The organism is Micromonospora sp. NPDC005163 (assembly GCF_053599835.1).
Map to the genome: position 1 here is coordinate 47,929 of NZ_JBSFYP010000019.1, position 23,328 is coordinate 71,256.

The window sequence follows — 23,328 nt, forward strand, 5'->3', positions numbered from 1 at the left end:
ACATGGGGATGCCATCGTTCGGCACCTCGGGTTACCGTCAGCCGGCTCTGCGAGTCGCGGCGAACCGGCCGTCACCCAGTGTACCTGGTAAGGAGCGGAGCGGAGAGCACCCGTGACACCGGACAAACACCCTGAAGTTGACCCGACCCCAGCCTACCGATCGCGGACCGGCGCGGGGCCCGGAGGCGGATCCGGTCGGTCCGCCTCCGGGAACGCTCAGCGCAGGTGGATCGTGCGCAGCCGGCCGACCTCGGCCATCCGCCGCTCCGCCAGCCGGTCCGCGGCCACCGCCGGCGGCACGCCCTCGGCATCGGCCAGGTGCAGGATCTGACGGGTGGTGTCGTAGATCCGGGTGGCGCGCAGCTTCGCCCGGTCGAAGTTGAAGCCCTCGATCTCGTCCGCCACCTGGATCACGCCGCCAGCGTTGACCACGTAGTCCGGCGCGTACAGGATGCCCCGGTCGGCGAGCAGCTTCTCGATGCCCGGGTGGGCGAGCTGGTTGTTCGCGGCCCCGGTGACAACCTTGGCCCGCAGCGCCGGCACGGTCTCGTCGTTCAGCGCGCCACCCAGCGCGCACGGGGCGTAGACGTCGATGTCGGCGGCGACCAGCGCGGCGGCGTCGTCCACCAGGGTGATCTGCGGGTGGTTGGTGCGTGCCCACTCCAGCGCCTTGGGGTTGACGTCGGTGGCCACCACCTCGGCGCCGTCCTCCAGCAGGTGCCCGGTCAGGTACTTGCCGACCTTGCCCAGGCCGGCCACGCCCACCCGGCGGCCGTGCAGGCTCGGGGTGCCCCACACGTGCTCGGCGGCGGCCCGCATGCCCTGGAAGACGCCCCAGGCGGTCAGGATCGAGGAGTCGCCCGCACCGCCGTGCTCCACGCTGCGGCCGGTCACGTAGCTGGTCTCCCGGGCCACGATGTCCATGTCCGCCACGTACGTGCCGACGTCGCAGGCGGTGTAGTAGCGGCCGGCCAGCGACTCCACGAAGCGGCCGTAGGCGCGCAGCAGCGCCTCGCTCTTGATCTGCTCGGGGTCGCCCCAGATGACCGCCTTGCCGCCGCCCAGGTCAAGCCCGGCGAGAGCGTTCTTGTACGCCATCCCGCGGGACAGGTCGAGCACGTCGGCGAGCGCCGCGTCCTCGTTGGCGTACGGGTAGAAGCGGGTGCCGCCCAGCGCCGGCCCCAGCGCGGTGGAGTAGATCCCGATGATCGCCTTCAGGCCGCTCTGCTTGTCCTGGCAGAACACGATCTGTTCGTGACCGGTCGATACCGGGTCGTCGGTGCTCGCGAATACGCCCATGGCTTGCTCCTGGAGTGGTGTGCGCCCTTGTGGGACGCGGACCTGGTGGACCCCGGCGGGGATGCTGCCGGTGTGGTCGAGCCTAGTATCGGCCGCCGTGGCGTCGCCCGACGCGCCGCCGCCGTCTCACGTTGCGGCGCGCGTGGTCCGGCCGCTGACCGCGTAGGGGTGCGGTTCGTGGGAGGATCGCGCCGTGCCGTCGCTCTTCGCTTCTTACCTGCGCGTGTACGAACCGCTGACCGCCTTCGACCGGGACCGCCAGAGTTACTGGCGTCGCTACGTCTCCGAGGGGCGGGCGGTGGCCCCGGTGGAGGGCCCCGGCCGGCAGCGGACGGCGGTGATCGAGGCACTGGGTGCGGGCTGGACGCGGTTGCCGGACCCGCCGGACGAGGCGTACGTCCTGGAGACGGACGACAGCCTGCTGGTCTGCCCATGGAACCTGCGGATCCGGGTCGCCGAGGCGGCGCTCAGCGCCCGGGACGGGGTGCCCTCGGTGCTCGCCGACGCCTTCGTGCCGCAGGTGCTGGCCGGGCAGGCCAGAGCGGTCGTGGACGACTGGCGCAGCGGCGCCCGGGTGCTGGAGCACGGGGTGCCCCGGGTGCACGAGCAGATCGCCACCTGGGGCGTGCCGCTGCGCTGGTTCGTGCTCTTCGACCCTGCGGAGCGGGACCTGGTCACCCAGCCGGGCCGCCGCGCGCTGCGCTACCGCACCGAGATATCCAAGGCCCGCCGCCGTTCGTCGCGGGCGCTCTCGGTGCTGCGCAAGTCGGTGGGCGAGGCGCCGATCACGGAGGCGGTGGAGGAGGCGGCCCGCTGGCTGGAGGAGTTCCACCCGCGCTCGGTGGTGGAGCTGGACTACGGCGGTCTGGTCGACCTGCTCTCCGATGAGACGCTGGCCGCGGACGATTCCCCTGAGCTGGTCGCCGGCGGTCTCGCCGGGTTGTCCCGTGGTGAGGCCGACGAGGCGTCCGCCGCGTACGACAAGCTGGTGGCACGGTGGCGCGCGGTGCAGCTGCTGGAGCGGTGCAACTGAGGCAAATCACCCGCACAGCGCTCCCAAGGCGAGGTGCGCTCGTAGTTGACGCATCACGAACCGTGATCATGAGTCCGAATAAGGTACTTTCTTCCGTGTAAAAGTCGTAAAAATCGGGCATGGTTCATCCGTCCGTCTAGGGACCTTCATCCGTTCGGCCCATGTCGGACATCGGGGACTAGCCGGACCATGGGAGACGCGTCGGCCGGCGGGACCCCGGCCGATGTCTATACATGTGGAGGAGTGACCGATGGCATCGCGAACGCACGAACCAGAGCCGCTACTCACGCCGGCCGAGGTGGCGTCGATGTTCCGTGTCGACCCGAAGACGGTGACCCGGTGGGCCAAGGCTGGCAAGCTCAGCGCCATCCGCACGCTGGGTGGTCACCGTCGATACCGCGAGTCGGAGGTCAGGGCGCTGTTGCAGGGCCAGATCCCGCAGCAGCGGCAGGGCGACTGAGCCGGCAGTAGTTTTCCGGGAAAGGGGCGGTGGATCGCGATCCACCGCCCCTTTCCATGCCCGGCCGGCCTCAGCCCTTTTCCTCGGCCAGCGTCACCCGGATGCCGACCGTGCCACCCTCACCCCGGCGCAGCCGGCTGCCGAGCAGGCTCAGTCGACCGATCAGCCGGTACTTGTGCTTGAGCAGGTCGCGTATCCGGCCGGTGTCGCCGCCGTCGCAGATCGTCGCGTGGGCGGTCACCTCCGCCCCGTGCGGCCGACCCCGCACGTCGCACGGCGCCACGGTCACGTCGCCGTTGCGGCGGATCCGCTTGACCTTGCCGGAGTCGGCCCGGGTCCAGACCGCCAATGTCTCGCCGTCACGGACCGACCAGACGGGCGTCGGCACCGCCCGACCGTCCTTGCGGAAGGTCGTGAGCAGGATGTACTTCTCAACCGACAGCCGGTCCAGCATGGTCACGCCGCCAGGATACGGCCGCTGCGGGCCGCTGAGTGGCCGGATAGCGTGACGTCATGACGGGGGAGCCTAAAGTCGGTGACGTGATCGGCGAACTGTTGCGGGACACGCTCGCCGTGGCCACCGGGGTGGGCCCCCGACCGCTGGTCGGCGGGCGGCTGCCCCGGCCGGTCATCGAGATCATCGAGCGGGACGACGGGTTGATCAACGGTGCGCCGGCCGCGCACTACCTGGACGGGCCAGCGGACTGGCAGCCGTACGACCACCGGGCGGTGGACCGGGTCCGGGGCGAGACGCTGGACATCGGCACCGGTGCCGGCCGGATCGCGCTGCTGCTGCAGGAGCGCGGCGTACCGGTCACCGGGCTGGACACCTCGGCGGGTGCGCTGACGGTGAGCCGGCGCCGCGGGGTCCAACGGCTGGTGCACGGCACCGTGGACACGCACGTCGCCGACGGCCAGCGGTACGACACGTTCCTGCTCCTCGGCAACAACCTGGGGCTGTTCGAGGGGCGGGAGCGGGCACCGCAGTTCCTGGCCGCTCTCGCCGCGCTGGCCCGGCCGGGGGCGCAGATCATCGCGCACGGCACCGACCCGTACGGCACCCGCGACCCGCTGCACACCGGCTACCACGAGCGCAACCGCCGCCGGGGCAGGCTCGGCGGCCAGCTCCGGCTCCGCCTGCGCTACCGGGAGCTGGGCACCGAGTGGTTCGACTACCTGGTCTGCTCGGCCGACGAGTTCGCCGAGCTGGTGCGGGGCAGCGCCTGGCGGCTGACCGATGTGGACGACCGGGACGCCCCGTACTACCTGGCCACCCTGCGCCTCGCCAACTGACCGCCCGGCACGCCCGCCCAGTGTTAGGAAGGGCCCCTTGTTATCGCCAGGCGATAACAAGGGGCCCTTCCTTACGGCTCAGACCTGGACGGTCGGGGGGAGCTGCTCGGGCGGGAGGCCGCCGTCGCCATCGACCACCTCGTCGGGGGTACCGTCCTCGTCGATGTCGACCATGGTGATGTCCACCTTGCCGTCACCGTCGGTGTCGAACTGGAACAGGTCGGCCTTGCCGTCGCCGTCGGTGTCCACCACCCACACGTCCGTTTGGCCGTCGTTGTTCGTGTCGGCGCGCAGCAGGTCGACCCGCTCGTCTCCCCGGGTCTCCACGGTCTCCCCGTCGGTGCTGCCCGGGTCGGTGACGCTCTCCGGTGCCTGGCTCATGTCGACTGGTCCTTCCCTCGGTTGACGGGCCGTCTGTACCCGATCCCACGCTCCCCCACGCATGGGCCGGCTCCACGTGCTGAATAGGGTCGCACCATGAGCGAGCGGACCAGGCGGATCACCCGGGCCGGCGTGGCGGGGACCCCGCGCGCCGCCGGGCGGGACAGGGAGGCGTGATGAGCGATCGTTTCGTGGTCGTCGGTGCGGGCACGATGGGGCTCGGCATCGCGTACGTGGCGGCCGGCGCCGGGCACGCCGTCGAGCTGGTCGAGGTGGACCCCGACCGGGGCGCGACCGCGCTGAACCGGCTCGCCGAGCTGTGGGAGCGGGCCGTGCAGCGCGGGAAACTGGACGCCGACCAAGCCGCGGCGAACCGTCAGCGGGTGACGCTGCGTCCGACTCTCGCCGAGGTCGCCCCCGCGCCCGAGGTGATCGTGGAGGCGGTGCCGGAGCGGCTCGACCTGAAGCGGGCGGTGCTGCGTGACGCCGCCGCGCTGCACCCGGCGCTGCTGGCCAGCAACACCTCCAGCATCGCCATCGGTGACCTGGCCGCCGGTCTGGACCGGCCCGAGCGTTTCCTCGGTCTGCACTTCTTCAACCCGGTCTGGGCGATGGCGCTGCTGGAGATCGTGGTCGGCCCGGCCACCGCCGAGGAGACCACCGCCGCGGCCGTCGCGCTCGCCGCCCGGCTGGGCAAGGACCCCGTCGTGGTACGCGACCTGCCGGGCTTCGCCACCTCGCGGCTCGGGGTCACCCTCGGCCTGGAGGCGATCCGGATGGTCGCCGACGGGGTGGCCAGCCCGGCCGACATCGACAAGGCGATGGTGCTGGGCTACCGGCACCCGGTCGGGCCGCTGGAGCTGACCGACCTCGTCGGCCTGGATGTGCGGCTGGACATCGCCCGCACCCTCCAGGCCGCGTACGGGGATCGCTTCGCGCCGCCGCCGTTGCTGGTCGAGATGGTGGCCGCCGGACGGCTGGGCAAGAAGTCCGGGCACGGTTTCTACCGGTGGGACGGCGGTGCCAAGCAGTGAGCGGGGGACTGCGGATCGAGGAGCGGCCGGACCGGCTGGTGGTCACCCTGGACCGGCCGGAGAAGCGCAACGCCATCGACGCCGACCTGATCACCGAGCTGCACCAGGTCTGTGCCGAGTTGGAGGCGCACCCCCGGCTGCTGCTGCTCACGGGGGGCGCGGCGGGCATCTTCGCCGGTGGCGCCGACATCGGTCAGCTCCGCGAGCGGGGCCGTACGGACGCCCTGGCCGCGATCAACTCGGCCGCCTTCGCCCGGATCAGGGCGCTGCCGATGCCGAGCGTGGCGGCCGTGGACGGTCCGGCGCTGGGCGGTGGCGCGGAACTGGCGTACGCCTGCGATCTGCGGGTGTGCACCGCGCGGGCCGTCTTCGGCCAGCCGGAGGTCCGGCTGGGAATCCTGGCCGGCGCCGGCGCGACCCACCGGCTGCCCGCGCTCATCGGCGAGGCCCGGGCCAAGGAGCTGCTCTTCACCGGCCGGCGCGTGGATGCCACGGAGGCGCTGCGGATCGGTCTGGTGAACCGGGTGGTGGACGAGCCCGGTGACCTGCTGGCGGTGGCGCACGGGCTGCTGGACGAGATGGCCCAGGGCTCGTCGCTGGCGCTGCGGCTGACCAAGCTGGCGGTGGACGCGCCGGCCGCCGCGCACCCGCAGCTCGACCTGGTCAGCCAGGCGGTGCTCTTCGAGGACGAGGAGAAGCACCGCCGGATGACCGAGTTTCTGGAGCGCCGCCGGCCCCGTTGACCCCCCGGACGGAAACGGCCGCACCGGCGGGATGCCGGTGCGGCCGTCGAGGTCCGCGGTCGGTGCTCAGTGCCGGATCTGCACTCCGCTGTCGGCGAGCGCCCGGATCACCTGGGCGGATTCGCCGAAGCCGATGACCAGCACGGCGTCCGCGCCGAAGTCCTTGATCTCCTTCGCACCACCGGTGAAGTCGACCGGAGGAGCCTTGGCATCGGCCGGCGGCTCATAGGTGAGCAGCTTGATGCGGTCTTCGGCGATGCCGGCCTTCTGCAGCTCGTCGCGGGCGGTGGCCTGGAGGCCCTCGCCGTAGGAGTCCTTGCGGGCGACGATGACGATCTTCTGCGACCCGTCGCGGAGGATCACGTCGGCCAGCGCCCGGCCCTGGAGGCTGTCCGGCGGGGCGGTCCGGAAGTAGAGGCCATTGTCCTCCACGTCGGTCAGGCCGGCGTCGGTGTTGCACGGCGAGAAGAGGATCATTCCGGCCTTCACCACGTCCGGCAGCACCGCCCGGGAGATACCGGATGCGCCGGCGCCGATGATCAGGCTGACGCCGTCCGCCACGTGCTTGGCCACGGTCGCCTTGGCCACCGCCGGGTTGGTGCCGTCGTCGCCGTCCACCCAGGTCACCGGCTTGCCCAGCGCGCCGCCAGCGGCGTTGACCTCTCTGATCGCCAGCGCCGCGCCGGCCGCCATCGGCGCGTAGGAGAGCGCCAGGTCACCGGTCTTCGGCAGCAGGCCGCCCAGAATCAGCGGCTCCTGGTCGGGGTTCTTTCCCGAGGGCTGCTTCTTCGGCTTCGGCGGCGTCTTGGTGCTCGCCGCCGACTCGGTGCCCGCCCCGACGAACTCGGTCTTGCCGTCGTTGATCTGCTGCCCGTCGAAGGTCAGCGTCGCGTAGCTCGCGGTGGCCGGCTCGCCCTTGTCGGTGAAGCCCGCCCGGGTCAGCGACACGCTGCGGTACTCGATGTCGCGCCCGGCGCGGGCCAGCGCCAGGCAGGTCACCGGGTCCTCGCAGCGTTGACCGTTGTTGGTCACGCCGACGATCTGCTTCGCGATGGCCGCCGGGTCGGTGCTCCCGGCCAGTTGGGCGGCGAGCACCCCGATCACGACCGCGTCGTACGTCTCGGCGGAGTAGAGGTAGTCCGTCAGCGCCGGATCGACGGACCGTAGCCGGCTCTTGAAGTCCTCCGGTAGCGGGGTGAGCGGCGTCGTTCCCTTCATCCCATCGACGAGATTGGCACGTTCCTTCAACTCCGCAGGGTAGGAGTTGAGCATGTTGCCGTCCGTGCCATAGAGGCGCACCTGTTGGGCGCTTTTCTCCTCGGCCTTGTCATTCCCACAGGCGCTTGTGGCAAGCAGGATCGTCGCGCAGGCGGCCAGTGAGGCCACCCGCGAGCGGCGTGATACGAGCATGGTCGTCCTTCCTCCGGCGAAGGTCCGCTGCGCACATTAGCGTGCCCGGGCCGGCGGCGGGACTGTGGAGGTGGCGTAATGCGCAGGTCGCCCGCCTTGAACACGGAGAGTGACGGTCGGCGGGGCCCTTGACCGCCTCTCCTACTGTGCGCTGAGTGACGGACCTACCACAGCAGACGTTCGATGACGCGGCCGCCGTGCTCCGCTCGGCGCTCGCAGGGGATGGCGACGCGGTGGTGGGGACATTCGACGCGGTCGTCGAACGCGCCGGCCTGAGCGGCGCCTACGGGGTCGCCTGGTGCCTGGCCGCGACGATGCTCGGTGACGCGCCGCCCGGTAGCGGCTGCGCCCTGGACTTCCCGGGGATCGACCAGGCGGATTACGACACCCGGTGGGTCGCACGCTTCGTCAGCGCGTACGCGAACCGGGATGTGCCGACCGGGGAGGCGCTGTTCGGCGCGGCGGAGGCCGACGGGCTGCTCCCCGACTGCCTGCTCACCCTCGCCGGGTCGACGATCGCCACCCTGCGCAGCAGGGCCGCCTGACGGTGTCGCCCCGTCGCGACGCCCGCCGGGGCCGGACGTCGCGACGGGTGGGTCGCTCAGAACGCGTGGTAAGCGACCAGCGGCTCGTACTCGTAGCGCAGGTTGTCGAAGCGGACCCGGAAGTTGACCCCGTCGCGGACGTTGGTCGCCACCACGGTCCAGCCTGAGTTGGCCGGCAGGTAGGTCCAGTAGTTGCAGGCACCCGTCTTGTCGACGAATATCACGCACGCCTCGGTGCCGTACGCGCTGGCGTTGCGTACGTTGATGTCGCCGCAGCGGCTCGTGGTGCGGTACGTGCCGGCCTGACCGCCGTAGCCGCCGGTCTGGAAGTAGGAGCGGACGGCCCCGCCGTAACAGGTGGCGAGCGGGGCGTAGAGGTTCACCTCGGGGGCGGGGGCGGGGGCGAGGGCGGCCTGCGCGGCCCCGGCGGGCGCGCCGATCGAGAACAGCGCGGCGGCCGTGGCGGTGGCGAGCAGTCGGGCGCTCGGGGATGACATGCATGCCTCCGGAACAGTTGGTCTGACCATCCGTATCGGATGGTGGAGCTGATCGTGACGATGATACGTATCGATCGATGCCGGCGCGGCCCCGTGCCGGACGGTGGATGTGATAGCTCTGGGGGCATGTCCGAGGCGATGCTCAGCAAGGTGCGCAAGCTGCTGGCCCAGGCCGAGGACCAGGCCTGCACGCCCGCGGAGTCCGCCGCGTTCACCGCCAAGGCGACCGAGTTGATCGCCCGCTACGGCGTGGACCGGGCGCTGCTCGCCGCCCGGGACCCGACCACCGACCCGGTCGGCGACCGCGTGGTGGACATCGTCGCCCCGTACGCCCGGGACAAGGTCGGCCTGCTCGCCGCGGTCGCCGAACCGTTGCGCTGCCGCTGCGTACGCCGTCGGCAGGGCAACGGGTTCGCGCTGCACCTGTTCGGCTTCGCCAGCGACCTGGAACGGGTCGACCTGCTCTTCACGTCGCTGCTCGTGCAGGCGGCGCACGGCCTGGCCGGCACGGCGGTGCCGGCCGGCGAGCATCCGGCCGCCTTCCGCCGGTCCTGGCTCGCCGGGTTCGCGCAGGTGATCGGGGGACGGCTCTGGATGGCCGAGACGGCGGCGGCCAGTGGCTCGGGCACACCGTCGGTGGCGCTCGTGCTGGCCGACCGCTCCGACCGGGTGCAGCGACGACTCGCCGAGCAGTACCCCCGGCTGCGCACCGCGCCGCCACGCCGGCTGGCCGGCACCGGCTTCGGGCCCGGGGCGGAGGCGGGACGCCGCGCGGACCTGGGCGGCCGGGACCTCGGCGGCTCGGCCACCGAACGACAACTCGGGCGCTGACCTGCCGGAGTGAGGGCTGTCGGTCAGGCGGGGGTGGTGGGGTCGCGGCGCGACACCGTGGCGAGGTAGCGGGTGAGCAGCTCGTGCCAGCCGGCGGTGAGCGCCTTGCGGTATCCCTCGGCCGCTTCGCCGTGCCGGTCGAAGTGGCGGTGCTCCAGCTCGACCCGGGTCCGCTCGGGGCCGTCGGGGAGGAACAGCACCTCCACCTCACTCGCCCGGGCCGGGTCCGGCACCGGCACCCGGTCCGGGCCGAGCTGCCAGACGAAGACCAGCCGTCGCGGGGGATCCCAGGTGAGCACCCGGCCCCAGTCGGCGCGGAAGTTGTACGGGCCGATCTCGTAGAGCATGCCGCCGGCCCGCGGCTCCATGCCCAGCTCGGCCAGGGCCTCCGGGCCGGACCAGGTGTATTCGGTGACCCACCACTCGGCCAGGTCGTCGGTGAAAACCGCGAACGCGTGCTCGGCGGGACCCGGGACGAGGAGGGTGCACCGTAAGGAGAACCGTTCCAGGTCCTGCCGGATGTCGGCCGGATCAGTCATCCCCTGTCCCATAGGCCCGGACCATACCGGCTCATGCTCGGGTGTGCAGCTTCGCGAAGTGCCCGGTTCCGGACAGTCGGTCGCCGGTCCGTCACGGACGGGATGCCCCGCGGGAAAGCGGGTAAGCGCGCCGGACGGCCCGGACGAGCCGGGCGAGAGTGCGGCGGAGCGGGAGAGCATGAGCGAGAGCGCGCAGCAGCGGGAGCCGGGCCGGGCCGACGGCGGTGGGGATCCGGACGTCCTGCTCGACATTCCGAAGGTCTCGGTCGACTCGATCCGGCTGGCCGTGGACGGGCTGGACGCCGATCTGTCCCTGCGGGCCCGGCTGGCCAACCTGCTTCAGCTCGACGCCGGCGTACGGGTGCACCTGCAGGGCGTGGAGCTGGACATCAACGGGGTGCACGCCGAGGCGCAGCTGCGGGTGCGGCTGGAGCAACTGGTGGCCATTCTCGGCCGGGCGCTGGACACGATCGACAACAACCCGCAGATCATCGACGCCATCTCCCGGACGGCCGGCGTGGCGATCGACGACGTCAACCGCAGCGCCCAGCAGTTGGCCTCGGGGGCGGCCGAGGTCACCGGGTCGGCGCAGCGCTCCGGCGACGTACTCGACCAGGGCCGGCAGGGCGGCGCGGCCGCCGACCGGCCCCGACCGGGCCCCAGCCGTCCCGGCTTGGGCGAGCCGGGCCGCGCCGAGCCCGCCGGTCCGGGCGGACGCTGCCCGGAGGGCCGCCCACCTGAGCGGCAGGGGCCGCAGGGCCCGGGGCCTGCCGGCCAGGGGCGTGCCGGCCAGGGACCCGAGGGGCAGGGGGCTCAGCGGCAGGGTGCCGAGGGGGCGGGACCTGAGCGGCAGGCCCGCGACCAGAGCGGCGGATCGGCGGCCCCCGGTCCCGGACCGTCGGGAGGTGGCGGCGGCGGTCAGGACGGTGCCGGTGGCGTCTCAGGTGGGGCGCAGGCCGCCGCACAGAGTGCGGCGCAGCTCGCCGAGCAGGCGGGGGAGACCCTGCGGCAGGCCGGGCGCAGCGTGTGGGAGGCGATCCAGGGCGGCATGGCGCAGCACCGTCAGCAAGGGCACCGGGACGGCTGACGGCGCTCAGCCCGGCGACTCGCCTCCACTGCGGTGACGCGGGAGCGCTGATAACGTCCGGCCGTGTCGATGTTCCGTACGCCGCAGATCATCCTCTTCAGTGCGGACGTTCCGCGCGCCGTCGGGTTCTACTCGCGTCTCGGGTTCACCGAGACGTTCCGGGTCCCGACCGAGGGCGAGCCGATTCACGTCGATCTCGTGCTCGACGGCTACAAGATCGGCATCGCGTCGGTCGCTTCCACCCGTGATGACCACGGCCTCGACCCGGTGCCCGAGGGGCAGCGGGCCGCCGTGATCCTGTGGACCGATGACACGGCCGCCGCGTACGCCCAGGTCACCGAGAGCGGGGCTCCCGCGCTGGCGTCCCCCCACGAATGGCTCGGTCGCCTGCTGATCGCATGGACCGCCGACCCTGACGGCAACCCGATCCAGATCGTCCAGCCGCTCTGATCCCTCGGCGTCAGGATCATGCCTTCCAGAGGCCCGGTCCTTCCCGGGGACGGCAGATGTACGGCCAGCGTGCAGCAGGACGTGGTCAGATACTTGGAAGCGCGTCTACGCGAAGGCGGCGACCCCCTCGTATTCTCCGCTGGGTGCGTCGCCGACGGTCTCGTATTCGAGGAGCAGTAGACCCTTCGCCGTCACCTCCTGATGCAGCAGCCGGAGGCCGACAGACTCGCTCGGGTGGGCGAGCAGTCGGCGCCCGGACCCGATGACCGTAGGGGCGACGACGAGCCGCAGTGTGTCGACCAAGCCCGCCGACAGCAGCGAGTTGCCCAGAAGTGCGCTCCCGTGGATCTGGAGTTCCCGCCCCGGCTGCGCCTTCAGTGCCCTGACCGTCTGGACCGGGTCGCCCCGCAGCACGGTCGTGGGGTTCCAGCTCCCCGCGGTGAGAGTGTTCGACACGACGTACTTAGGCAGCGAATTCATCCGCCCGGTGAAGGGATCGTCCGGCGCGGTGATCTGCGGCCAGTCGCGCGCGAACGCCTCGTACGTCCGGCGCCCGAGCAGCAGGCCGTCGGCGAGGTCGAGCCAATCAGAGGCGCGCTGGATGAACAGTTGGTCCATGTAGGGGACCAGCCAGCCGCCTCTCGCGAAGCCGTCGCTCGTGTCCTCGGTGGCCGAGCCTGGCCCCTGACTGACCCCATCGAGCGTGATGAACTCCGTTAGGGCGATCTTCATCGTAGGGCCGCGCTCTCGGCGAGCCCAGCGAGCTGTTCCGTGACCGACGTCCAGCCTTCGGAGAAGCCGACCTCCTCGTGACGAGCGCGAGCGGCGGGATCGCCGTGGCGGACGACGACCTGGTATCGCGTGCCCTCTGGATGATCGTTCAGCGTGATCTCGGCGGTCATCAGCACCGGCGCCGGGCTCGTGGGTCGCCACTCGCTGTCGATGGCGTTCGTGAACACGATGCGCTCGAGATCGTCGACGATGAGGAAGCACGCGTTGACGTGCGGAACGAACGTGGTTCCGTCGTCGCTCAGCCGCGTCACGAACGCGCCGCCCGGCCGAACCTCCAGGCGGTCGACACGACACACGGCCGGAGCGGGCACCCACCACTGTTCGAGGCGGAACGCGTCAGTCCACGCGCTCCACACGGTTGTCCGAGGGGCGCGGATGACCCGCTCCAGGCTGAGGTCGAGGTCCGGGTTCATTGCTGGTTCTCCTTGAGATTGGTGACGAACTGCTCCAGGCGGTCGGTGCGTTCATCCCAGATCCGGCGCTGCTCCGCGAGCCAGTCGTCGACAAGGACGAGGCGCTCGTGGTTGAGCACGCAGGTGCGCACCCGGCCCGACTTCACGGTGCGGATCAGCCCGGTCGACTCGAGCGTCCGCACGTGCTTCATGAACGAGGGAAGGGTCATCGGGAACTCGCGCGCGAGATCGCCGACGCTCGTGGGCCCGCGACCGAGGCGACGGACGACAGCGCGCCGAGTCGGATCGGCGAGCGCGACGAACACGCCGTCGAGCTCCGCCGCATACTGTGCCATGTGGCTAAGTATTGCCTCGGCCCGACACTTAGCGCAAGGGCTAAGTGTTTACAGCTCCGAACTGAGGCTCACGATCGGGCCGTCGACGGTGGCCATGCCAGGGCAGGAAGTTGGCGGAGGCTGCCGTGCGATCTGTCCTGCAATTGCGCGCTTGACGCCCCTCCGATGATGGGCGCATGAGCCTGTATGACGAGGACCCGGGCACGATCGCCTTGCGCGTGGGGGTCGTGGTCCTCAGCCTGGGCTCGGTTGTACTCGGGGTGCGTGTGGCCGTGTCACGACGGTTTCCCGCAGCCTGGGTTCGGCTCGCACGCCTGAAGCCGGGAGAGCGGTCCCAGCCCGTGCGGGTGGGCATGGCCCAGGCCATGATCGGTGCGGGCTTTCTGGTCCAGCAGGCACCGTTCTTCATCTCCATGCCCCTTCCGCTTGGACGCGCCCTGTTCGCGGGTTCACTGCTGTTGGTGCTGACGGCGGCGGGAGTGTTTTCGCTGCTCCGTCGCTAGCTGCGCATGGTGAATGTGCCGGGGCAGCGGTGCGACATCACCGTGCGCCGCGAGTTCTGACAGGGCTTTAGCGCTCTCACGATCACGGCCGTCGACGGCGTGTAGGTACCGCCGGGCCGCCGCCATGGACGAGTGCCCGAGTCGCTCATCAGATCCGCCAGTGTCGCGCCGGTCTGCGCGGCGAGGGTCTGCCCGGTGTGCCGCAGGTCGTGGAAGGTCAAATCATCAAGGCGGCCCGCAACCGGGCCGCGCCGGCTCGTCCGTGCAATCCACGTGCGACAGGAGTCGGCCACCAGCGGGATTCCGGGGTCAACGATGGTCAGACCGGACAGACGGGCTGGCGGGGTGGTAAGCAAAGCGCCGACCGGCGTCTCCGCTGATCGGCGCTTCTGTAGCCCGGCGAAAGGCTATGTGGCCAGGGGCGGGGTCGAACCGCCGACCTTCCGATTTTCAGTCGGACGCTCGTACCAACTGAGCTACCTGGCCGTATCGCTCGGCTCATGCTACCCGCCAACAGGGTGGGCCGCTGGCAGGGTTGCACGCTCCGATACGCAGAACGCCGCGCTGGGCGCGGCGTCGGCGCTGCGGTCCTGACGGGACTTGAACCCGCGACCTCCGCCTTGACAGGGCGGCGAGCACTCCAACTGCTCCACAGGACCTAGCTTGTGTTGCTCCGGCTTGCGCCGGTCGTGCCCCCAACGGGATTCGAACCCGTGCTACCGCCTTGAAAGGGCGGCGTCCTGGGCCGCTAGACGATGAGGGCGGCCCCGCCATCATTGCACATTCGCAACTTCAAGCGGACTTGCTCCCATCCGGCCCCGCCGGAGGCTTAGAAAGCATACGTGATGCGTGGTCGGTCGACAAAACCGGTATGGCCGGAGCCTCAGTTCGACGCATAACCGCAGGTCAGGGCCGGTCTAGCGCAATCGGGTGACGCCGAAGCGTCGCTTCAGGTCGGCGATCACGTGCGGGCAGGCGGCGAGCGTCGCGGCCCGGTTGCCGCCGCCGTCGTGCAGCAGCACGACGGCGCCGGGACGGGCGGCGGAGTGGACCCGCTTGGTGATCGTGGCAGCGGTCGGCTTGTCCCAGTCCTGCGGGTCGACGTTCCAGTGCAGCGGCCGCATGCCGAGATCCTTCGCCACCTCCAGCACCTCCGGCGTCCACCGGCCGCCCGGCTGACGGTAGAAGGGAACCTTCGCGCCCGGGGCAGCCGCCTGGATGGCCTTGTTGGTCCGGGACAGGTCGGCCCGGATCTCGGCAACCGGCCGGCGAGCCAGCTCAAGGTCGTGCCGCCAGCTGTGGTTGCAGAGCTGGTGCCCCTCCCGGACGATGCGCCGGACCAGCTCCGGGTGGCGCTGCACCTCACGGCCGACCAGGCAGAAGGTGGCGGTCACCCGGGCCGCCCGCAGTTGGTTGAGCACCTTGGGCGTCCAGGCCGGGCTGGGCCCGTCGTCGAAGGTCAGGGCCACCGGGCGTACGCCGGTGCTGCGCCGCAGGCCGGCCGGGAGCTTGGCCGGCAGGGGCCGCAGGATGGGCTTCGGCGGCTTGGCGAGGGTGGGGTGTGGCGACGGAGTGGGTTTCGGGGTGGGCGGCATGGTCGACTCGACCGGCTGCGGCGCGCCGACGGGTGCGAGGGTGCCGTCCGGCTGGGCACAGCCGGCCAGGGCCAGCACCACGGTGAGGGCGGACGCCAGGAGGGCGCGGGCTTGCATCTGTTCGCTCCCGGGGGGTCGGGGTAGGCGGACGCCCCGACGCTAGTGGACGCCGCTGAGGGCCGACAGCCCCGGTCAGGCCCCTCTCGCCTGGTCCAGCGAGTCACGGACCGCGACGGCGAGCGAGACCGCCTCGGTCAGGTCGGCCGGCCGCACCACCCCGGAGGGCAGAGTCTCGGCCCGCCAGCCGGGGCCGGCAGCGAGGACCAGCAGCGGGCGGCGGGGTGCGGCGAGCAGCGCGCTGAGCTGAGCCGGGTCCGCGGTGGCCCGGGTGTGCGACCAGAGCACCACGGCGGCCGGCCCGGTCCGGGTCACCGCCTCGACGAGGGCGGCCACCGGCACCCGGGCGCCGAGCATCCGGTAGGTGAGCCCGGCCTCGCCGAGCGCGGCGCCCAGTGCTTCCAGCGGCAGGCTGTGCTGCTCCTCATCGGCGCAGGAGAGCAGGATCCGGGCCGGTCCGCTGGCCGCGGCGGCCCGGCTGCTCGCCGCGAACGCCTCCGACACGCAGCGGGAGACGAGGTGTTCCACCTCGATCAGGCCGCCGGTGGCGGCGTGCCGGTCACCGATGCCGACGAGGACCGGGCGCAGCAAGTGATCCCAGGTCGCGACCACTCCGCCGACGGCCAGGGCCTGCGCGATGGTCTCGCTGATCGCCGCCGCGTCCAGCCGCATGGCGGCCCGGGCCAGTCCTCTGGCGGCCGGGCCGGCGCGGCCTACCGGGATGGTTCCGCCGCCGTCGCGACCCGGGGGGCGGATTCGGCTCCGGGCGACGGCGTCGGCGGGCGTGGGATCGGGCGCCTGGCGGGCCCAACGAGCCGCCTCGGCGGGGCTCACCCCCTCGGCGGTGAGCCGTCGCATGATTTCGAGACGGGCCAGGTCGGCCGGCGTGTACCGGCGGTGGTGGCCCGGGATGTGTTCACTGGGACCGAGCCCGTAGCGCTGGTGCCAGGTGCGCAGCGTGGTGACCGCGACCCCCAGCCGACGTGCGACCGCGCCCGCGCTCAGTGCCTCATCGACCACCTGACCGCTCCGCCGCGTCATCCGCCGACGATCCGGACGGGGTCACCGCCGGGCCGGGTACGCCGGACGTCGGCTCCGAGGGGCGCAGCAGCCGGTTCACCACCCCGCCCAGCCAGGGTGCGTATGAGCGGGGATCACGGTCGAGCTCGGCCTCCAGGGCGGCGGGGTCAGCCCAGCGCAGCTCGGCCACCTCGTCCGGGTCGGGTAGCAGCGGGGCGGCGGGGCGGAACTCGCCGCGCAGGACGTGGTCGTACTCGAACTCGACCCGCCCGGTGGCCGGGTCCTCGGCGTAGTAGACGTAGACGCCCACCTCGGTCAACTCGACGGGGCCGGTGCCCAGTTCCTCGCGCAGCCGCCGGTTGGCCGCCTCGGCGAGCGGTTCGCCCGGTTGGGGGTGGCCACAGCAGGAGTTGGCCCAGCGCAGCGGGAACCGGGTCTTGACCGCTGCCCGCCGCTGGAGCAGCACCTGACCGTCCGGGTCCACCAGCAGCACCGAGAAGGCCCGGTGCAGATGCCCCGGCGGTTGGTGCGCGGCCGCGACGGTGGTCTCACCACGAGCCCGGCCGGCGTCGTCGACCAGCTCGACGAGGTGCTCCTCGCGGCTGCTCACCGGCCCTCCCCGGTGATCCGGCCGGCGGCCAGCTTGCCGGAGATCAGCACCATCGGCACGCCGACCCCGGGCTGGGTGCCGGAACCGACGAAGACCACGTTCGACAGGTCGCGGTGCAGGTTCGAGGGGCGGAACGGACCGGTCTGGAAGAGGCTGTGCGCGGCGGCGAACGGGGTCCCGGCGGCCATGCCCTGCTCCGCCCACTCGGCGGGCGTGATCGCCCGCAGCACCTCGACCCCGGCGCCGAAGCCGACGTAGCCGCGCTCCTCCAGGGTGCCGACCAGCTGGTCGCCGTAGCGCCGGGTCAGGTCGCCGCGCCACTCGAACGGGGCCCGGTCGAGGTTGGGCACCGGGGCGAGCACGTAGTAGGTGTGCCGGTCCGGCGGGGCCACCGACGGGTCGGTCCGGCTCGGGTTGGTGACCAGCAGCGACGGGTCGGTCATCAGCTCGCCCCGGCGGATGACCTCATCGAAGGTGCCCTTCCACGCGCGCCCGAAGTGGATGTTGTGGTGGGCGATCTTCGCATATCCCTGCCGGGACCCGACGTGCAGGACGACGCAGGACGGCGAGTAGGTGAGCCGCCGCTGGCGGGCGGCGGGGAGCAGGTCCCGGTAGGCGACCGGCAGATCGGGGTTGAGCACCACCACGTCCGCCGGCACCAGCTCGCCGTCGGCGGTGAGTACGCCGGTGGCCCGGCCGTTCGCGGTCTCCACCCGGGTCACCGTGGTGTCGTACCGGATCTGCACGCCGTGTTTCTCGGCCGCGCCGGCCATCGCCTTGGACACCGCGTGGATGCCGCCGCGCGGGAAGTAGACCCCGGCCACCGAGTCGAGGTACGCGATGACCGCGTAGATGGCCAGCGCGTCGTGCGGGGCGAGCCCGGCGTACATCGCCTGGAAGGAGAAGATCCGCTGGGTGCGCGGGTCCCGGAAGAACTGGTTGATCTTCGTCTGGAGTCGGCGGAAGGCTCCGCCGGCGAGCAGCTTGAGCAGGTTGCCGGTGATCAGGTCGGTCGGCGCGTCCAGGTTGCGCTCGATGAAGTCGGCCCGCTCCAGCCGCCACAGCTCCCGCGCGTAGTCGACGAAGCGCAGGTAGCCGTCGGCCTCGCGGGGGCCGCAGACCCGGGAGATCTCGGCCGCCATCCGGGTGGTGTCGGTCAGCACGTCGAGGGTCGAGCCGTCCGGGTAGTACGCCCGGTAGGCCGGGTCGAGTGGGGTCAGGTCGAGCCAGTCGCCCAGCTCCTCCCCGACCGCCCCGAGCGCCTCGGCGATCAGCTCGGGCATGGTGAGCACGGTCGGGCCGGTGTCGAACTCGTAGCCGTCCGCGGCGAGCCGCCCGGCCCGCCCGCCCGGCACCGGCTCACGTTCCAGCACGGTCACCTGCCGGCCGCTGCCGGCCAGGTGCAGCGCACAGGCCAGCCCGCCCAACCCGGCGCCGACGACCACCACCCGGTCCGTCCGTCCTGTCACCGTCCGCACGTGGCCACCTCCTTGGAGAAGTCGTTCATCAGGCCCGCCGGTTGGTGGCGGCGGTGGCCAGCCCGGTCAGCGCGGTTCGCGCCGTCCGGTCCACGGGTGTGGCGTCGAGCGCGGCCAGCGCGTCACCCACCCGCTCGGCGATCATCCGCTCCACCCGCGCCACCGCCCCGGTGTCGGCGATCAGCTCGGCCAGCCGGTCGACCCGGCCCTCGCGGGCCCGGTCCAGCTCCTTGAGCTGGGTCGGGGTGGCCAACTGCCGGGCCAGCATGAGCAGCGTGGTCGGCTTGCCGGTGCGCAGGTCGTCACCGGCCGGCTTGCCGGTGGCGGCCGGGTCGCCGTAGGCGCCGAGCAGATCGTCGCGGAGCTGGAACGCCTCGCCGACGGCCAGGCCGTAGCGGGTGTACGCGGTGGCCAGCGGGTCATCGGCGGGCACCCCGGCCAGGCAGGCGCCGTAGAGCAGCGGTCGCTGGACGGTGTAGCTCGCCGTCTTGTAGCGGGCCACCCGCAGCGCCCGGTCGGTCGACCAGTTGACCACGTCGTTCTCGCCGAGCACGTCCAGATACTGCCCGGCGATGGTCTCCACCCGCATCTGGTCGTAGCACCGGCGGACCTCGAACAGCCGGGCCGGCGCCACGGTGGCGTGCGCCAGCAGCCGGTCGGCCCAGACCACGCAGAGATCGCCGATGAGCACCGCGACCGCTTCGCCGAACCGGCCGGGGTCGCCCCGGCGGCCGGCGGCGACATGTTGCGCGGCGAGGGCGACGTGGGTGGTGGGCCGGCCTCGGCGGGTGGCGGAGGAATCCATGACGTCGTCGTGCACGAGCGCGAAGGTGTGCAGCAGCTCGAGGGCGGCCAACGCGGGTAGCACCGGGGGGAGTGGCTCGCTGCCGCCGACCGCCCCGCGCCAGCCCCAGTAGGCGAAGGTGGGCCGGATCCGCTTGCCTCCGGCCAGCACGGCCCCTCGCGCGGAGGCCGCGAAGTCGCCCATCGCGGCGTCGATCTCGGCGAGCGAGTCGACCTCGCCGTTGAGGAAGGTGGTCAGGGTGTCGTCCACCGCCGTGATCAGGTCCTGGGTGTACGCGGCCAGCACGGCGCGGACTGGATTGGCCCCATCGCCCGGCCGTGCCGGCGTCACGCGGATCGCGCTACCGGCAACTGCGTCGTTGGCCATGCGGCCGAGCGTACCCTAGAGTTACGAGTTGCGTCGATTGGTGCGTCGATAAATGAGGAGGGCCGGTGGACGCCGATCTCACCGCTGCCTATGACCAGTGCCGTGAACTGCACAGACGCCACGGTCGCACCTACTATCTCGCCACCAGGCTGCTGCCCGCCTGGAAACGGCGGCACGTGCACGCCCTCTACGGATTCACCCGCTACGCCGACGAGATCGTGGACGGCACCGAGGACCTGCCGCCGGCCGAGCGGGCCGCCCGGCTGGACGACTGGGCCAGCCGCTTCGTGGCGGGCCTGCACGGCGCGTCGGTCGACGACCCGCTGCTGCCGGCCGTGCTGCACACGATCGCCGTCTTCAACCTCGACCGGGACGACTTCGCGTCGTTTCTGAAGAGCATGGCGATGGACCTGACGGTCACCGCGTACCCGACCTACGACCACCTGCTCGACTACATGGAAGGCTCGGCGGCGGTCATCGGCACCATGATGCTGCCTATCCTGGGCAGCTCCGACCCGGCCGAGGCCCGGGAGCCGGCTCGGCAGCTCGGCTTCGCCTTCCAGCTCACGAACTTCATCCGGGACGTCGCCGAGGACCTCGACCGGGGCCGCACCTACCTGCCGGACGAGGACCTGGCGAAGTTCGACGTCACCAACGACGAGCTGGCCCAGGCCCGCGCCCGGGGTCGCGGCACGCCCCGGATCCGCGAGCTGATCGAGTACGAGGTGACCCGGGCCCAGGCGCACTACGCTGCCGCCGCGCCCGGCATCACCATGCTCGCGCCGGCCTCGCAGGCCTGCATGCGCACCGCGTACGCCCTCTACGGCGGCATGCTGGACGAAGTGGCCGCGCAGGGATACGACGTCTTCGCCCGGCGGGCCCTGGTGCCGCAGCGGCGCCGGATGGCGGTGGCCGCCCGCGCCCTGCTCACCCCCGCCGGCACCCCGGTCACCATCCCCGGCCCGAAAGGAAGGGCACCTTATTAACGCCTGGTGTTGTACAAGGGGCCCTTCCTAACATCCGGTCACAGGCACGAGTGCAGTGCCTCGACGAGTTCGTCGACCCGGTCGTGCTCGGCCAACTGCGCGGTGGCGTACGCGAAGGTGTATCCGCGCTCCGGGTCGGCCCACGCGCTGCTGCCGCCGATGCCGCCCATGCCCCAGCTGCCGTCCGGCTCCCACTGCATGCCCAGCGTCCACTGGACCTGGCGGTCCAGCACCAGATCCGGCCCGTCGTACTGGACCCGGGTCGCCTCGGTCACCAGCTCCGGGCTGACCAGCCGGACGCCGTCCAGGACACCGCCCGCCAGCAGGCCGGCGTAGAGCCGGGCCAGGCTGGACGCGGTGGCGTGCAGGTTGACCGCGGGGACCTCGGCGCCCCGCCAGAGCGGACTGTTGAGCATGGCCAGGTCCCGTCCGCCGGGCGGGTTGTCCATCGAGCGGGCACGGAGAGAGCCGGGCTCGCCGAGCATCCGGACCGGCCATTCCGGGTCGCCGTAGCGCAGGTCCGCACAGCGCCGCTGGTCGGCCTCGGACAGCCCGAAGCCGAGGTCGAGCAGCCACCGGCCGGCGATCTCCTCGGCCAGGAACCGGCCCACCGAACGGCCGTCCACCCGGCGGACCAGTTCGCCCACCAGGTGCCCGTACGTCCAGGCGTGCTCCCCGGCCACCGAGCCGGGCGCCCATTCGGGGTCGGCGGCGGCGAGGTCGCCGGTGAGCAGCGCCCAGTCGACGATCGCGGTGGCCGGTCGGGGCACCGGGAAGGCCGGCAGCCCGGCGGTGTGCGACAACACCTGACGCACGGTGGCCGGGGTGCGAAACTCCGGCCAGTACCGGGCGACCGGCGCGTCGAGATCGACCCGACCCCGGTCGGCCAGCATCAACAGGCAGAGCGCGGCCACCGGCTTGCCGACCGAGTAGACGTTGACCAGCGTGTCCGGTCGCCACGGGTCGCCGTCGGCCGGACCGTCGGCCCCATCGCTGGATCCGGAGGTTGTGCGGGAGCCGCCGACCAGGTCGATCACCGGATGGCCGTCGTACCAGACGGTCAGGCTGGCACCGGTCTCCCGACCGGCGGCCAGCAGGTCGTGGAAGCAGTCCCGGACCGGGGCGAAGCGCGCGTGCATCCGGCCACCGTAGGCGCTCCGGCCCGGTGCGCGCGCCGGCTTTTCCCGGCCTCGGTGGTCGGGGCCGGGCCGCTGGGGGATGCTGTCGGGGTGGCGGAGCCGGAGTTGGTGGATGTGGTCGTGGTCGGGCTCGGGGTCGGCGGCGAGGAGGTGGCCGGGCGGCTCGCCGAGGCCGGCCTGAGCGTCGTCGGCGTCGAACGGGACCTGGTCGGCGGGGAGTGCCCGTACTGGGGCTGCATCCCGAGCAAGATGATGATCAGAGCGGCCAACGCGCTCGCCGAGGCGCGTCGGGTCGACGGGCTGGCCGGGACGGCGCAGGTCCAGCCGGACTGGGCGCCGGTGGCGAAGCGGATCCGCGAGGAGGCCACCGACACCTGGGACGACACGGTCGCGGTGCGGCGGTTCACGGACCGCGGTGGCCGGTTCGTCCGGGGCAGCGGCCGACTCGACGGCCCGGGCCGGGTCCGGGTCGGCGACCAGGTGTTCCAGGCCCGGCACGGGATCGTGCTGGGCACCGGCACCCGAGCGTCGGTGCCGCCGATTTCAGGTCTGGCCGACACTCCGTACTGGATCAACCGTCAGGCGATCGAGGTCGAGCAACTGCCGGAGTCACTGCTGGTGCTCGGCGGTGGCGCCATCGGGTTGGAGCTGTCCCAGGTCTTCGCACGGTTCGGGGTGCGGGTCACGGTGGTGGAGGCGCTGGACCGGGTGCTGGCCGTCGAGGAACCGGAGGCGTCCGAGGTGGCCGCCGCGGCGCTGCGCGCCGACGGCGTGGAGATCCACACGGGGGTACGAGCCGAGCGGGTCGAGCACGACGGGAGCCGGTTCACCCTGCACGGCGCCGGCGGGGCGGAGTTCACCGCGGACCGGCTGCTGGTGGTGACCGGCCGCCGGGCACACCTGGAGGAGTTGGGGCTGGACACGGTCGGGGTGGACGCCGCCCAGCGCTACCTGCCGGTGGACGATCGGCTGCGCGTCACCGATGGCATCTGGGCGGTCGGTGACGTGACCGGCGAGGGGGCGTTCACCCACATCGCCATGTACCAGGCGGCGATCGTGATCGCCGACGTGCTGGCCCAGGCTCGGCAGGCGAACGCGGGGCCGGACGCCAGCGGCACCGCCAGCGTGGTCGGCGGCGCGATGGGCGCGGCCAGCTCGCTGGGCTCCAGCGCGTCGAGCGGATCCGCGGGCAGTGTGCCGCGCGCCGACTACCGCGCGCTGCCCCGGGTGACCTTCACCGACCCCGAGGTCGGCGCGGTCGGGCTGACCGAGCAGCAGGCCCGGGAGCGCGGCATCAACGTGCAGATCGGGTACACCAAGCTGGGCAGCTCGACCCGGGGCTGGATCCACCGGGTCGGCGACGAGGGGTTCATCAAGCTGATCGCGGACGCCGACCGGGGCGTGCTGATCGGCGCGACCTCGGCCGGCCCGGCCGGCGGCGAGGTGCTCTCCGCGCTGGTGGTGGCGGTGCACGCGGCCGTGCCGCTGAGCCAGCTCCGGCACATGATCTACGCCTATCCGACCTTCCACCGGGCCATCGAGGACGCCCTGCGCAACCTGCGGTGAC

Annotated in this window: 27 protein-coding genes and 3 tRNA genes; 12 read left to right on the forward strand and 18 right to left on the reverse strand. The window is 72.2% G+C overall.

Annotation, left to right across the window (positions count from 1 at the left end; genetic code table 11):
• Nucleotides 1–216: 216 nt before the first annotated feature.
• Nucleotides 217–1,299 (reverse strand): Glu/Leu/Phe/Val family dehydrogenase, encoded by a 1,083-nt coding sequence (locus ACWD6N_RS15460; protein WP_354966504.1) that lies wholly within the window; start codon nt 1,297–1,299, stop codon nt 217–219.
• A 193-nt stretch (nt 1,300–1,492) separates the two neighbouring features.
• Here ACWD6N_RS15460 and ACWD6N_RS15465 point away from each other — a divergent pair, with 193 nt between their 5' ends.
• Together ACWD6N_RS15465 and ACWD6N_RS15470 are read left to right on the forward strand one after the other, a co-directional pair.
• Nucleotides 1,493–2,332 carry a hypothetical protein gene (locus tag ACWD6N_RS15465; protein WP_354966505.1) on the forward strand — a complete coding sequence of 280 codons (840 nt, stop codon included), beginning with the start codon at nt 1,493–1,495 and terminating at the stop codon, nt 2,330–2,332.
• A gap of 250 nt (nt 2,333–2,582) precedes the next feature.
• Nucleotides 2,583–2,792, forward strand: a complete 210-nt coding sequence (locus ACWD6N_RS15470; RefSeq protein ID WP_007073996.1) for a BldC family transcriptional regulator — start codon at nt 2,583–2,585, stop codon at nt 2,790–2,792.
• Between the two features lie 70 nt (nt 2,793–2,862).
• Here the strand turns inward: ACWD6N_RS15470 and ACWD6N_RS15475 are convergent, their stop codons facing one another.
• On the reverse strand, nt 2,863–3,252 hold the full coding sequence (locus ACWD6N_RS15475) for a PPOX class F420-dependent oxidoreductase (protein WP_354966506.1): 390 nt from the start codon (nt 3,250–3,252) through the stop codon (nt 2,863–2,865).
• A 53-nt stretch (nt 3,253–3,305) separates the two neighbouring features.
• Between ACWD6N_RS15475 and ACWD6N_RS15480 the strand changes: the two genes are divergently transcribed.
• Nucleotides 3,306–4,085, forward strand: a complete 780-nt coding sequence (locus tag ACWD6N_RS15480; protein ID WP_354966507.1) for a class I SAM-dependent methyltransferase — start codon at nt 3,306–3,308, stop codon at nt 4,083–4,085.
• A gap of 78 nt (nt 4,086–4,163) precedes the next feature.
• Here the strand turns inward: ACWD6N_RS15480 and ACWD6N_RS15485 are convergent, their stop codons facing one another.
• A complete protein-coding gene (locus ACWD6N_RS15485; RefSeq protein WP_354966508.1) occupies nt 4,164–4,466 on the reverse strand; it encodes a hypothetical protein in 303 nt (100 codons plus the stop codon).
• Between the two features lie 176 nt (nt 4,467–4,642).
• Between ACWD6N_RS15485 and ACWD6N_RS15490 the strand changes: the two genes are divergently transcribed.
• Together ACWD6N_RS15490 and ACWD6N_RS15495 are read left to right on the forward strand one after the other, a co-directional pair.
• Nucleotides 4,643–5,500, forward strand: a complete 858-nt coding sequence (locus tag ACWD6N_RS15490; protein WP_354966509.1) for a 3-hydroxyacyl-CoA dehydrogenase family protein — start codon at nt 4,643–4,645, stop codon at nt 5,498–5,500.
• A complete protein-coding gene (locus ACWD6N_RS15495) occupies nt 5,497–6,243 on the forward strand; it encodes an enoyl-CoA hydratase/isomerase family protein (protein ID WP_387324703.1) in 747 nt (248 codons plus the stop codon). The genes ACWD6N_RS15490 and ACWD6N_RS15495 overlap by 4 nt, the downstream gene beginning before the upstream one ends.
• 66 nt (nt 6,244–6,309) lie before the next feature.
• On the opposite strand, the gene ACWD6N_RS15500 is transcribed toward ACWD6N_RS15495, so the two are convergent.
• Complete coding sequence (locus tag ACWD6N_RS15500) at nt 6,310–7,653, reverse strand: ABC transporter substrate-binding protein (protein ID WP_354966511.1); 1,344 nt, start codon at nt 7,651–7,653, stop codon at nt 6,310–6,312.
• 155 nt (nt 7,654–7,808) lie between these two features.
• Here ACWD6N_RS15500 and ACWD6N_RS15505 point away from each other — a divergent pair, with 155 nt between their 5' ends.
• Nucleotides 7,809–8,198, forward strand: a complete 390-nt coding sequence (locus ACWD6N_RS15505; RefSeq protein ID WP_354966512.1) for a hypothetical protein — start codon at nt 7,809–7,811, stop codon at nt 8,196–8,198.
• Nucleotides 8,199–8,254: 56 nt separating this feature from the next.
• Here the strand turns inward: ACWD6N_RS15505 and ACWD6N_RS15510 are convergent, their stop codons facing one another.
• Nucleotides 8,255–8,695, reverse strand: a complete 441-nt coding sequence (locus ACWD6N_RS15510) for a hypothetical protein (RefSeq protein WP_354966513.1) — start codon at nt 8,693–8,695, stop codon at nt 8,255–8,257.
• Nucleotides 8,696–8,821: 126 nt separating this feature from the next.
• Here ACWD6N_RS15510 and ACWD6N_RS15515 point away from each other — a divergent pair, with 126 nt between their 5' ends.
• A complete protein-coding gene (locus tag ACWD6N_RS15515; protein WP_354966514.1) occupies nt 8,822–9,526 on the forward strand; it encodes a DUF2786 domain-containing protein in 705 nt (234 codons plus the stop codon).
• 23 nt (nt 9,527–9,549) lie between these two features.
• On the opposite strand, the gene ACWD6N_RS15520 is transcribed toward ACWD6N_RS15515, so the two are convergent.
• On the reverse strand, nt 9,550–10,077 hold the full coding sequence (locus ACWD6N_RS15520) for an SRPBCC family protein (RefSeq protein ID WP_354966515.1): 528 nt from the start codon (nt 10,075–10,077) through the stop codon (nt 9,550–9,552).
• 166 nt (nt 10,078–10,243) lie between these two features.
• On the opposite strand from ACWD6N_RS15520, the gene ACWD6N_RS15525 reads away from it, so the two are divergent.
• Both ACWD6N_RS15525 and ACWD6N_RS15530 read left to right on the forward strand, forming a co-directional pair.
• Nucleotides 10,244–11,152, forward strand: coding sequence for a hypothetical protein (locus ACWD6N_RS15525; RefSeq protein WP_354966516.1), 909 nt, complete (start codon nt 10,244–10,246; stop codon nt 11,150–11,152).
• A gap of 69 nt (nt 11,153–11,221) precedes the next feature.
• Nucleotides 11,222–11,602, forward strand: a complete 381-nt coding sequence (locus ACWD6N_RS15530) for a VOC family protein (RefSeq protein ID WP_354966578.1) — start codon at nt 11,222–11,224, stop codon at nt 11,600–11,602.
• A gap of 105 nt (nt 11,603–11,707) precedes the next feature.
• On the opposite strand, the gene ACWD6N_RS15535 is transcribed toward ACWD6N_RS15530, so the two are convergent.
• The 3 genes from ACWD6N_RS15535 to ACWD6N_RS15545 are packed head-to-tail and all read right to left on the reverse strand — an operon-like array spanning nt 11,708 to nt 13,142.
• Nucleotides 11,708–12,334, reverse strand: coding sequence for a dihydrofolate reductase family protein (locus tag ACWD6N_RS15535; protein WP_387324698.1), 627 nt, complete (start codon nt 12,332–12,334; stop codon nt 11,708–11,710).
• Complete coding sequence (locus ACWD6N_RS15540; RefSeq protein ID WP_354966518.1) at nt 12,331–12,807, reverse strand: SRPBCC domain-containing protein; 477 nt, start codon at nt 12,805–12,807, stop codon at nt 12,331–12,333. The genes ACWD6N_RS15535 and ACWD6N_RS15540 overlap by 4 nt, the downstream gene beginning before the upstream one ends.
• The gene (locus ACWD6N_RS15545; RefSeq protein ID WP_354966519.1) at nt 12,804–13,142 is read right to left on the reverse strand and encodes an ArsR/SmtB family transcription factor; all 339 of its coding nucleotides are present in this window, start codon (nt 13,140–13,142) and stop codon (nt 12,804–12,806) included. The genes ACWD6N_RS15540 and ACWD6N_RS15545 overlap by 4 nt, the downstream gene beginning before the upstream one ends.
• Before the next feature lie 176 nt (nt 13,143–13,318).
• Between ACWD6N_RS15545 and ACWD6N_RS15550 the strand changes: the two genes are divergently transcribed.
• Nucleotides 13,319–13,645, forward strand: a complete 327-nt coding sequence (locus tag ACWD6N_RS15550; RefSeq protein ID WP_354966520.1) for a hypothetical protein — start codon at nt 13,319–13,321, stop codon at nt 13,643–13,645.
• Between the two features lie 412 nt (nt 13,646–14,057).
• Here the strand turns inward: ACWD6N_RS15550 and ACWD6N_RS15555 are convergent.
• The 8 genes from ACWD6N_RS15555 to ACWD6N_RS15590 form a co-directional block, all read right to left on the reverse strand.
• Nucleotides 14,058–14,131: transfer RNA gene (locus ACWD6N_RS15555), tRNA-Phe, on the reverse strand.
• 99 nt (nt 14,132–14,230) lie between these two features.
• Nucleotides 14,231–14,304 (reverse strand) — tRNA-Asp (locus ACWD6N_RS15560).
• A 31-nt stretch (nt 14,305–14,335) separates the two neighbouring features.
• Nucleotides 14,336–14,408: transfer RNA gene (locus ACWD6N_RS15565), tRNA-Glu, on the reverse strand.
• A 154-nt stretch (nt 14,409–14,562) separates the two neighbouring features.
• Entirely contained in the window at nt 14,563–15,357 is a 795-nt protein-coding gene (locus ACWD6N_RS15570; RefSeq protein ID WP_354966521.1) for a polysaccharide deacetylase family protein, read from the reverse strand.
• Nucleotides 15,358–15,432: 75 nt separating this feature from the next.
• Entirely contained in the window at nt 15,433–16,377 is a 945-nt protein-coding gene (locus ACWD6N_RS15575; protein WP_354966579.1) for a MerR family transcriptional regulator, read from the reverse strand.
• The gene (gene idi / locus ACWD6N_RS15580) at nt 16,367–16,987 is read right to left on the reverse strand and encodes an isopentenyl-diphosphate Delta-isomerase (RefSeq protein WP_354966522.1); all 621 of its coding nucleotides are present in this window, start codon (nt 16,985–16,987) and stop codon (nt 16,367–16,369) included. The genes ACWD6N_RS15575 and idi overlap by 11 nt, the downstream gene beginning before the upstream one ends.
• Complete coding sequence (gene crtI / locus ACWD6N_RS15585) at nt 16,984–18,465, reverse strand: phytoene desaturase family protein (RefSeq protein WP_354966523.1); 1,482 nt, start codon at nt 18,463–18,465, stop codon at nt 16,984–16,986. The genes idi and crtI overlap by 4 nt, the downstream gene beginning before the upstream one ends.
• A 28-nt stretch (nt 18,466–18,493) precedes the next feature.
• Nucleotides 18,494–19,636, reverse strand: a complete 1,143-nt coding sequence (locus ACWD6N_RS15590; RefSeq protein WP_354966524.1) for a polyprenyl synthetase family protein — start codon at nt 19,634–19,636, stop codon at nt 18,494–18,496.
• A 65-nt stretch (nt 19,637–19,701) separates the two neighbouring features.
• Here ACWD6N_RS15590 and ACWD6N_RS15595 point away from each other — a divergent pair, with 65 nt between their 5' ends.
• Nucleotides 19,702–20,622, forward strand: a complete 921-nt coding sequence (locus ACWD6N_RS15595) for a phytoene/squalene synthase family protein (protein WP_354966525.1) — start codon at nt 19,702–19,704, stop codon at nt 20,620–20,622.
• A 38-nt stretch (nt 20,623–20,660) separates the two neighbouring features.
• Here the strand turns inward: ACWD6N_RS15595 and ACWD6N_RS15600 are convergent, their stop codons facing one another.
• Nucleotides 20,661–21,761, reverse strand: a complete 1,101-nt coding sequence (locus tag ACWD6N_RS15600; RefSeq protein WP_354966526.1) for a serine hydrolase domain-containing protein — start codon at nt 21,759–21,761, stop codon at nt 20,661–20,663.
• Between the two features lie 90 nt (nt 21,762–21,851).
• Between ACWD6N_RS15600 and ACWD6N_RS15605 the strand changes: the two genes are divergently transcribed.
• Complete coding sequence (locus ACWD6N_RS15605) at nt 21,852–23,327, forward strand: dihydrolipoyl dehydrogenase family protein (RefSeq protein WP_354966527.1); 1,476 nt, start codon at nt 21,852–21,854, stop codon at nt 23,325–23,327.
• The last annotated feature ends 1 nt before the right edge of the window (nt 23,328 follow it).

Excerpts from the sequence above, each read along its gene's own strand:
- ACWD6N_RS15485 (WP_354966508.1), bottom strand. The coding sequence starts at position 4,466 with ATGAGCCAGGCACCGGAGAGCGTCACCGACCCGGGCAGCACCGACGGG.
- ACWD6N_RS15550 (WP_354966520.1), top strand. The coding sequence starts at position 13,319 with ATGAGCCTGTATGACGAGGACCCGGGCACGATCGCCTTGCGCGTGGGG.
- ACWD6N_RS15490 (WP_354966509.1), top strand. The coding sequence starts at position 4,643 with ATGAGCGATCGTTTCGTGGTCGTCGGTGCGGGCACGATGGGGCTCGGC.
- ACWD6N_RS15530 (WP_354966578.1), top strand. The coding sequence starts at position 11,222 with ATGTTCCGTACGCCGCAGATCATCCTCTTCAGTGCGGACGTTCCGCGC.
- ACWD6N_RS15535 (WP_387324698.1), bottom strand. The coding sequence starts at position 12,334 with ATGAAGATCGCCCTAACGGAGTTCATCACGCTCGATGGGGTCAGTCAG.
- ACWD6N_RS15520 (WP_354966515.1), bottom strand. The coding sequence starts at position 10,077 with ATGGGACAGGGGATGACTGATCCGGCCGACATCCGGCAGGACCTGGAA.
- ACWD6N_RS15540 (WP_354966518.1), bottom strand. The coding sequence starts at position 12,807 with ATGAACCCGGACCTCGACCTCAGCCTGGAGCGGGTCATCCGCGCCCCT.
- ACWD6N_RS15500 (WP_354966511.1), bottom strand. The coding sequence starts at position 7,653 with ATGCTCGTATCACGCCGCTCGCGGGTGGCCTCACTGGCCGCCTGCGCG.
- ACWD6N_RS15600 (WP_354966526.1), bottom strand. The coding sequence starts at position 21,761 with ATGCACGCGCGCTTCGCCCCGGTCCGGGACTGCTTCCACGACCTGCTG.
- ACWD6N_RS15545 (WP_354966519.1), bottom strand. The coding sequence starts at position 13,142 with ATGGCACAGTATGCGGCGGAGCTCGACGGCGTGTTCGTCGCGCTCGCC.
- ACWD6N_RS15470 (WP_007073996.1), top strand. The coding sequence starts at position 2,583 with ATGGCATCGCGAACGCACGAACCAGAGCCGCTACTCACGCCGGCCGAG.
- ACWD6N_RS15590 (WP_354966524.1), bottom strand. The coding sequence starts at position 19,636 with ATGGCCAACGACGCAGTTGCCGGTAGCGCGATCCGCGTGACGCCGGCA.
- ACWD6N_RS15515 (WP_354966514.1), top strand. The coding sequence starts at position 8,822 with ATGTCCGAGGCGATGCTCAGCAAGGTGCGCAAGCTGCTGGCCCAGGCC.
- ACWD6N_RS15460 (WP_354966504.1), bottom strand. The coding sequence starts at position 1,299 with ATGGGCGTATTCGCGAGCACCGACGACCCGGTATCGACCGGTCACGAA.
- ACWD6N_RS15570 (WP_354966521.1), bottom strand. The coding sequence starts at position 15,357 with ATGCAAGCCCGCGCCCTCCTGGCGTCCGCCCTCACCGTGGTGCTGGCC.
- ACWD6N_RS15525 (WP_354966516.1), top strand. The coding sequence starts at position 10,244 with ATGAGCGAGAGCGCGCAGCAGCGGGAGCCGGGCCGGGCCGACGGCGGT.
- ACWD6N_RS15480 (WP_354966507.1), top strand. The coding sequence starts at position 3,306 with ATGACGGGGGAGCCTAAAGTCGGTGACGTGATCGGCGAACTGTTGCGG.
- ACWD6N_RS15510 (WP_354966513.1), bottom strand. The coding sequence starts at position 8,695 with ATGTCATCCCCGAGCGCCCGACTGCTCGCCACCGCCACGGCCGCCGCG.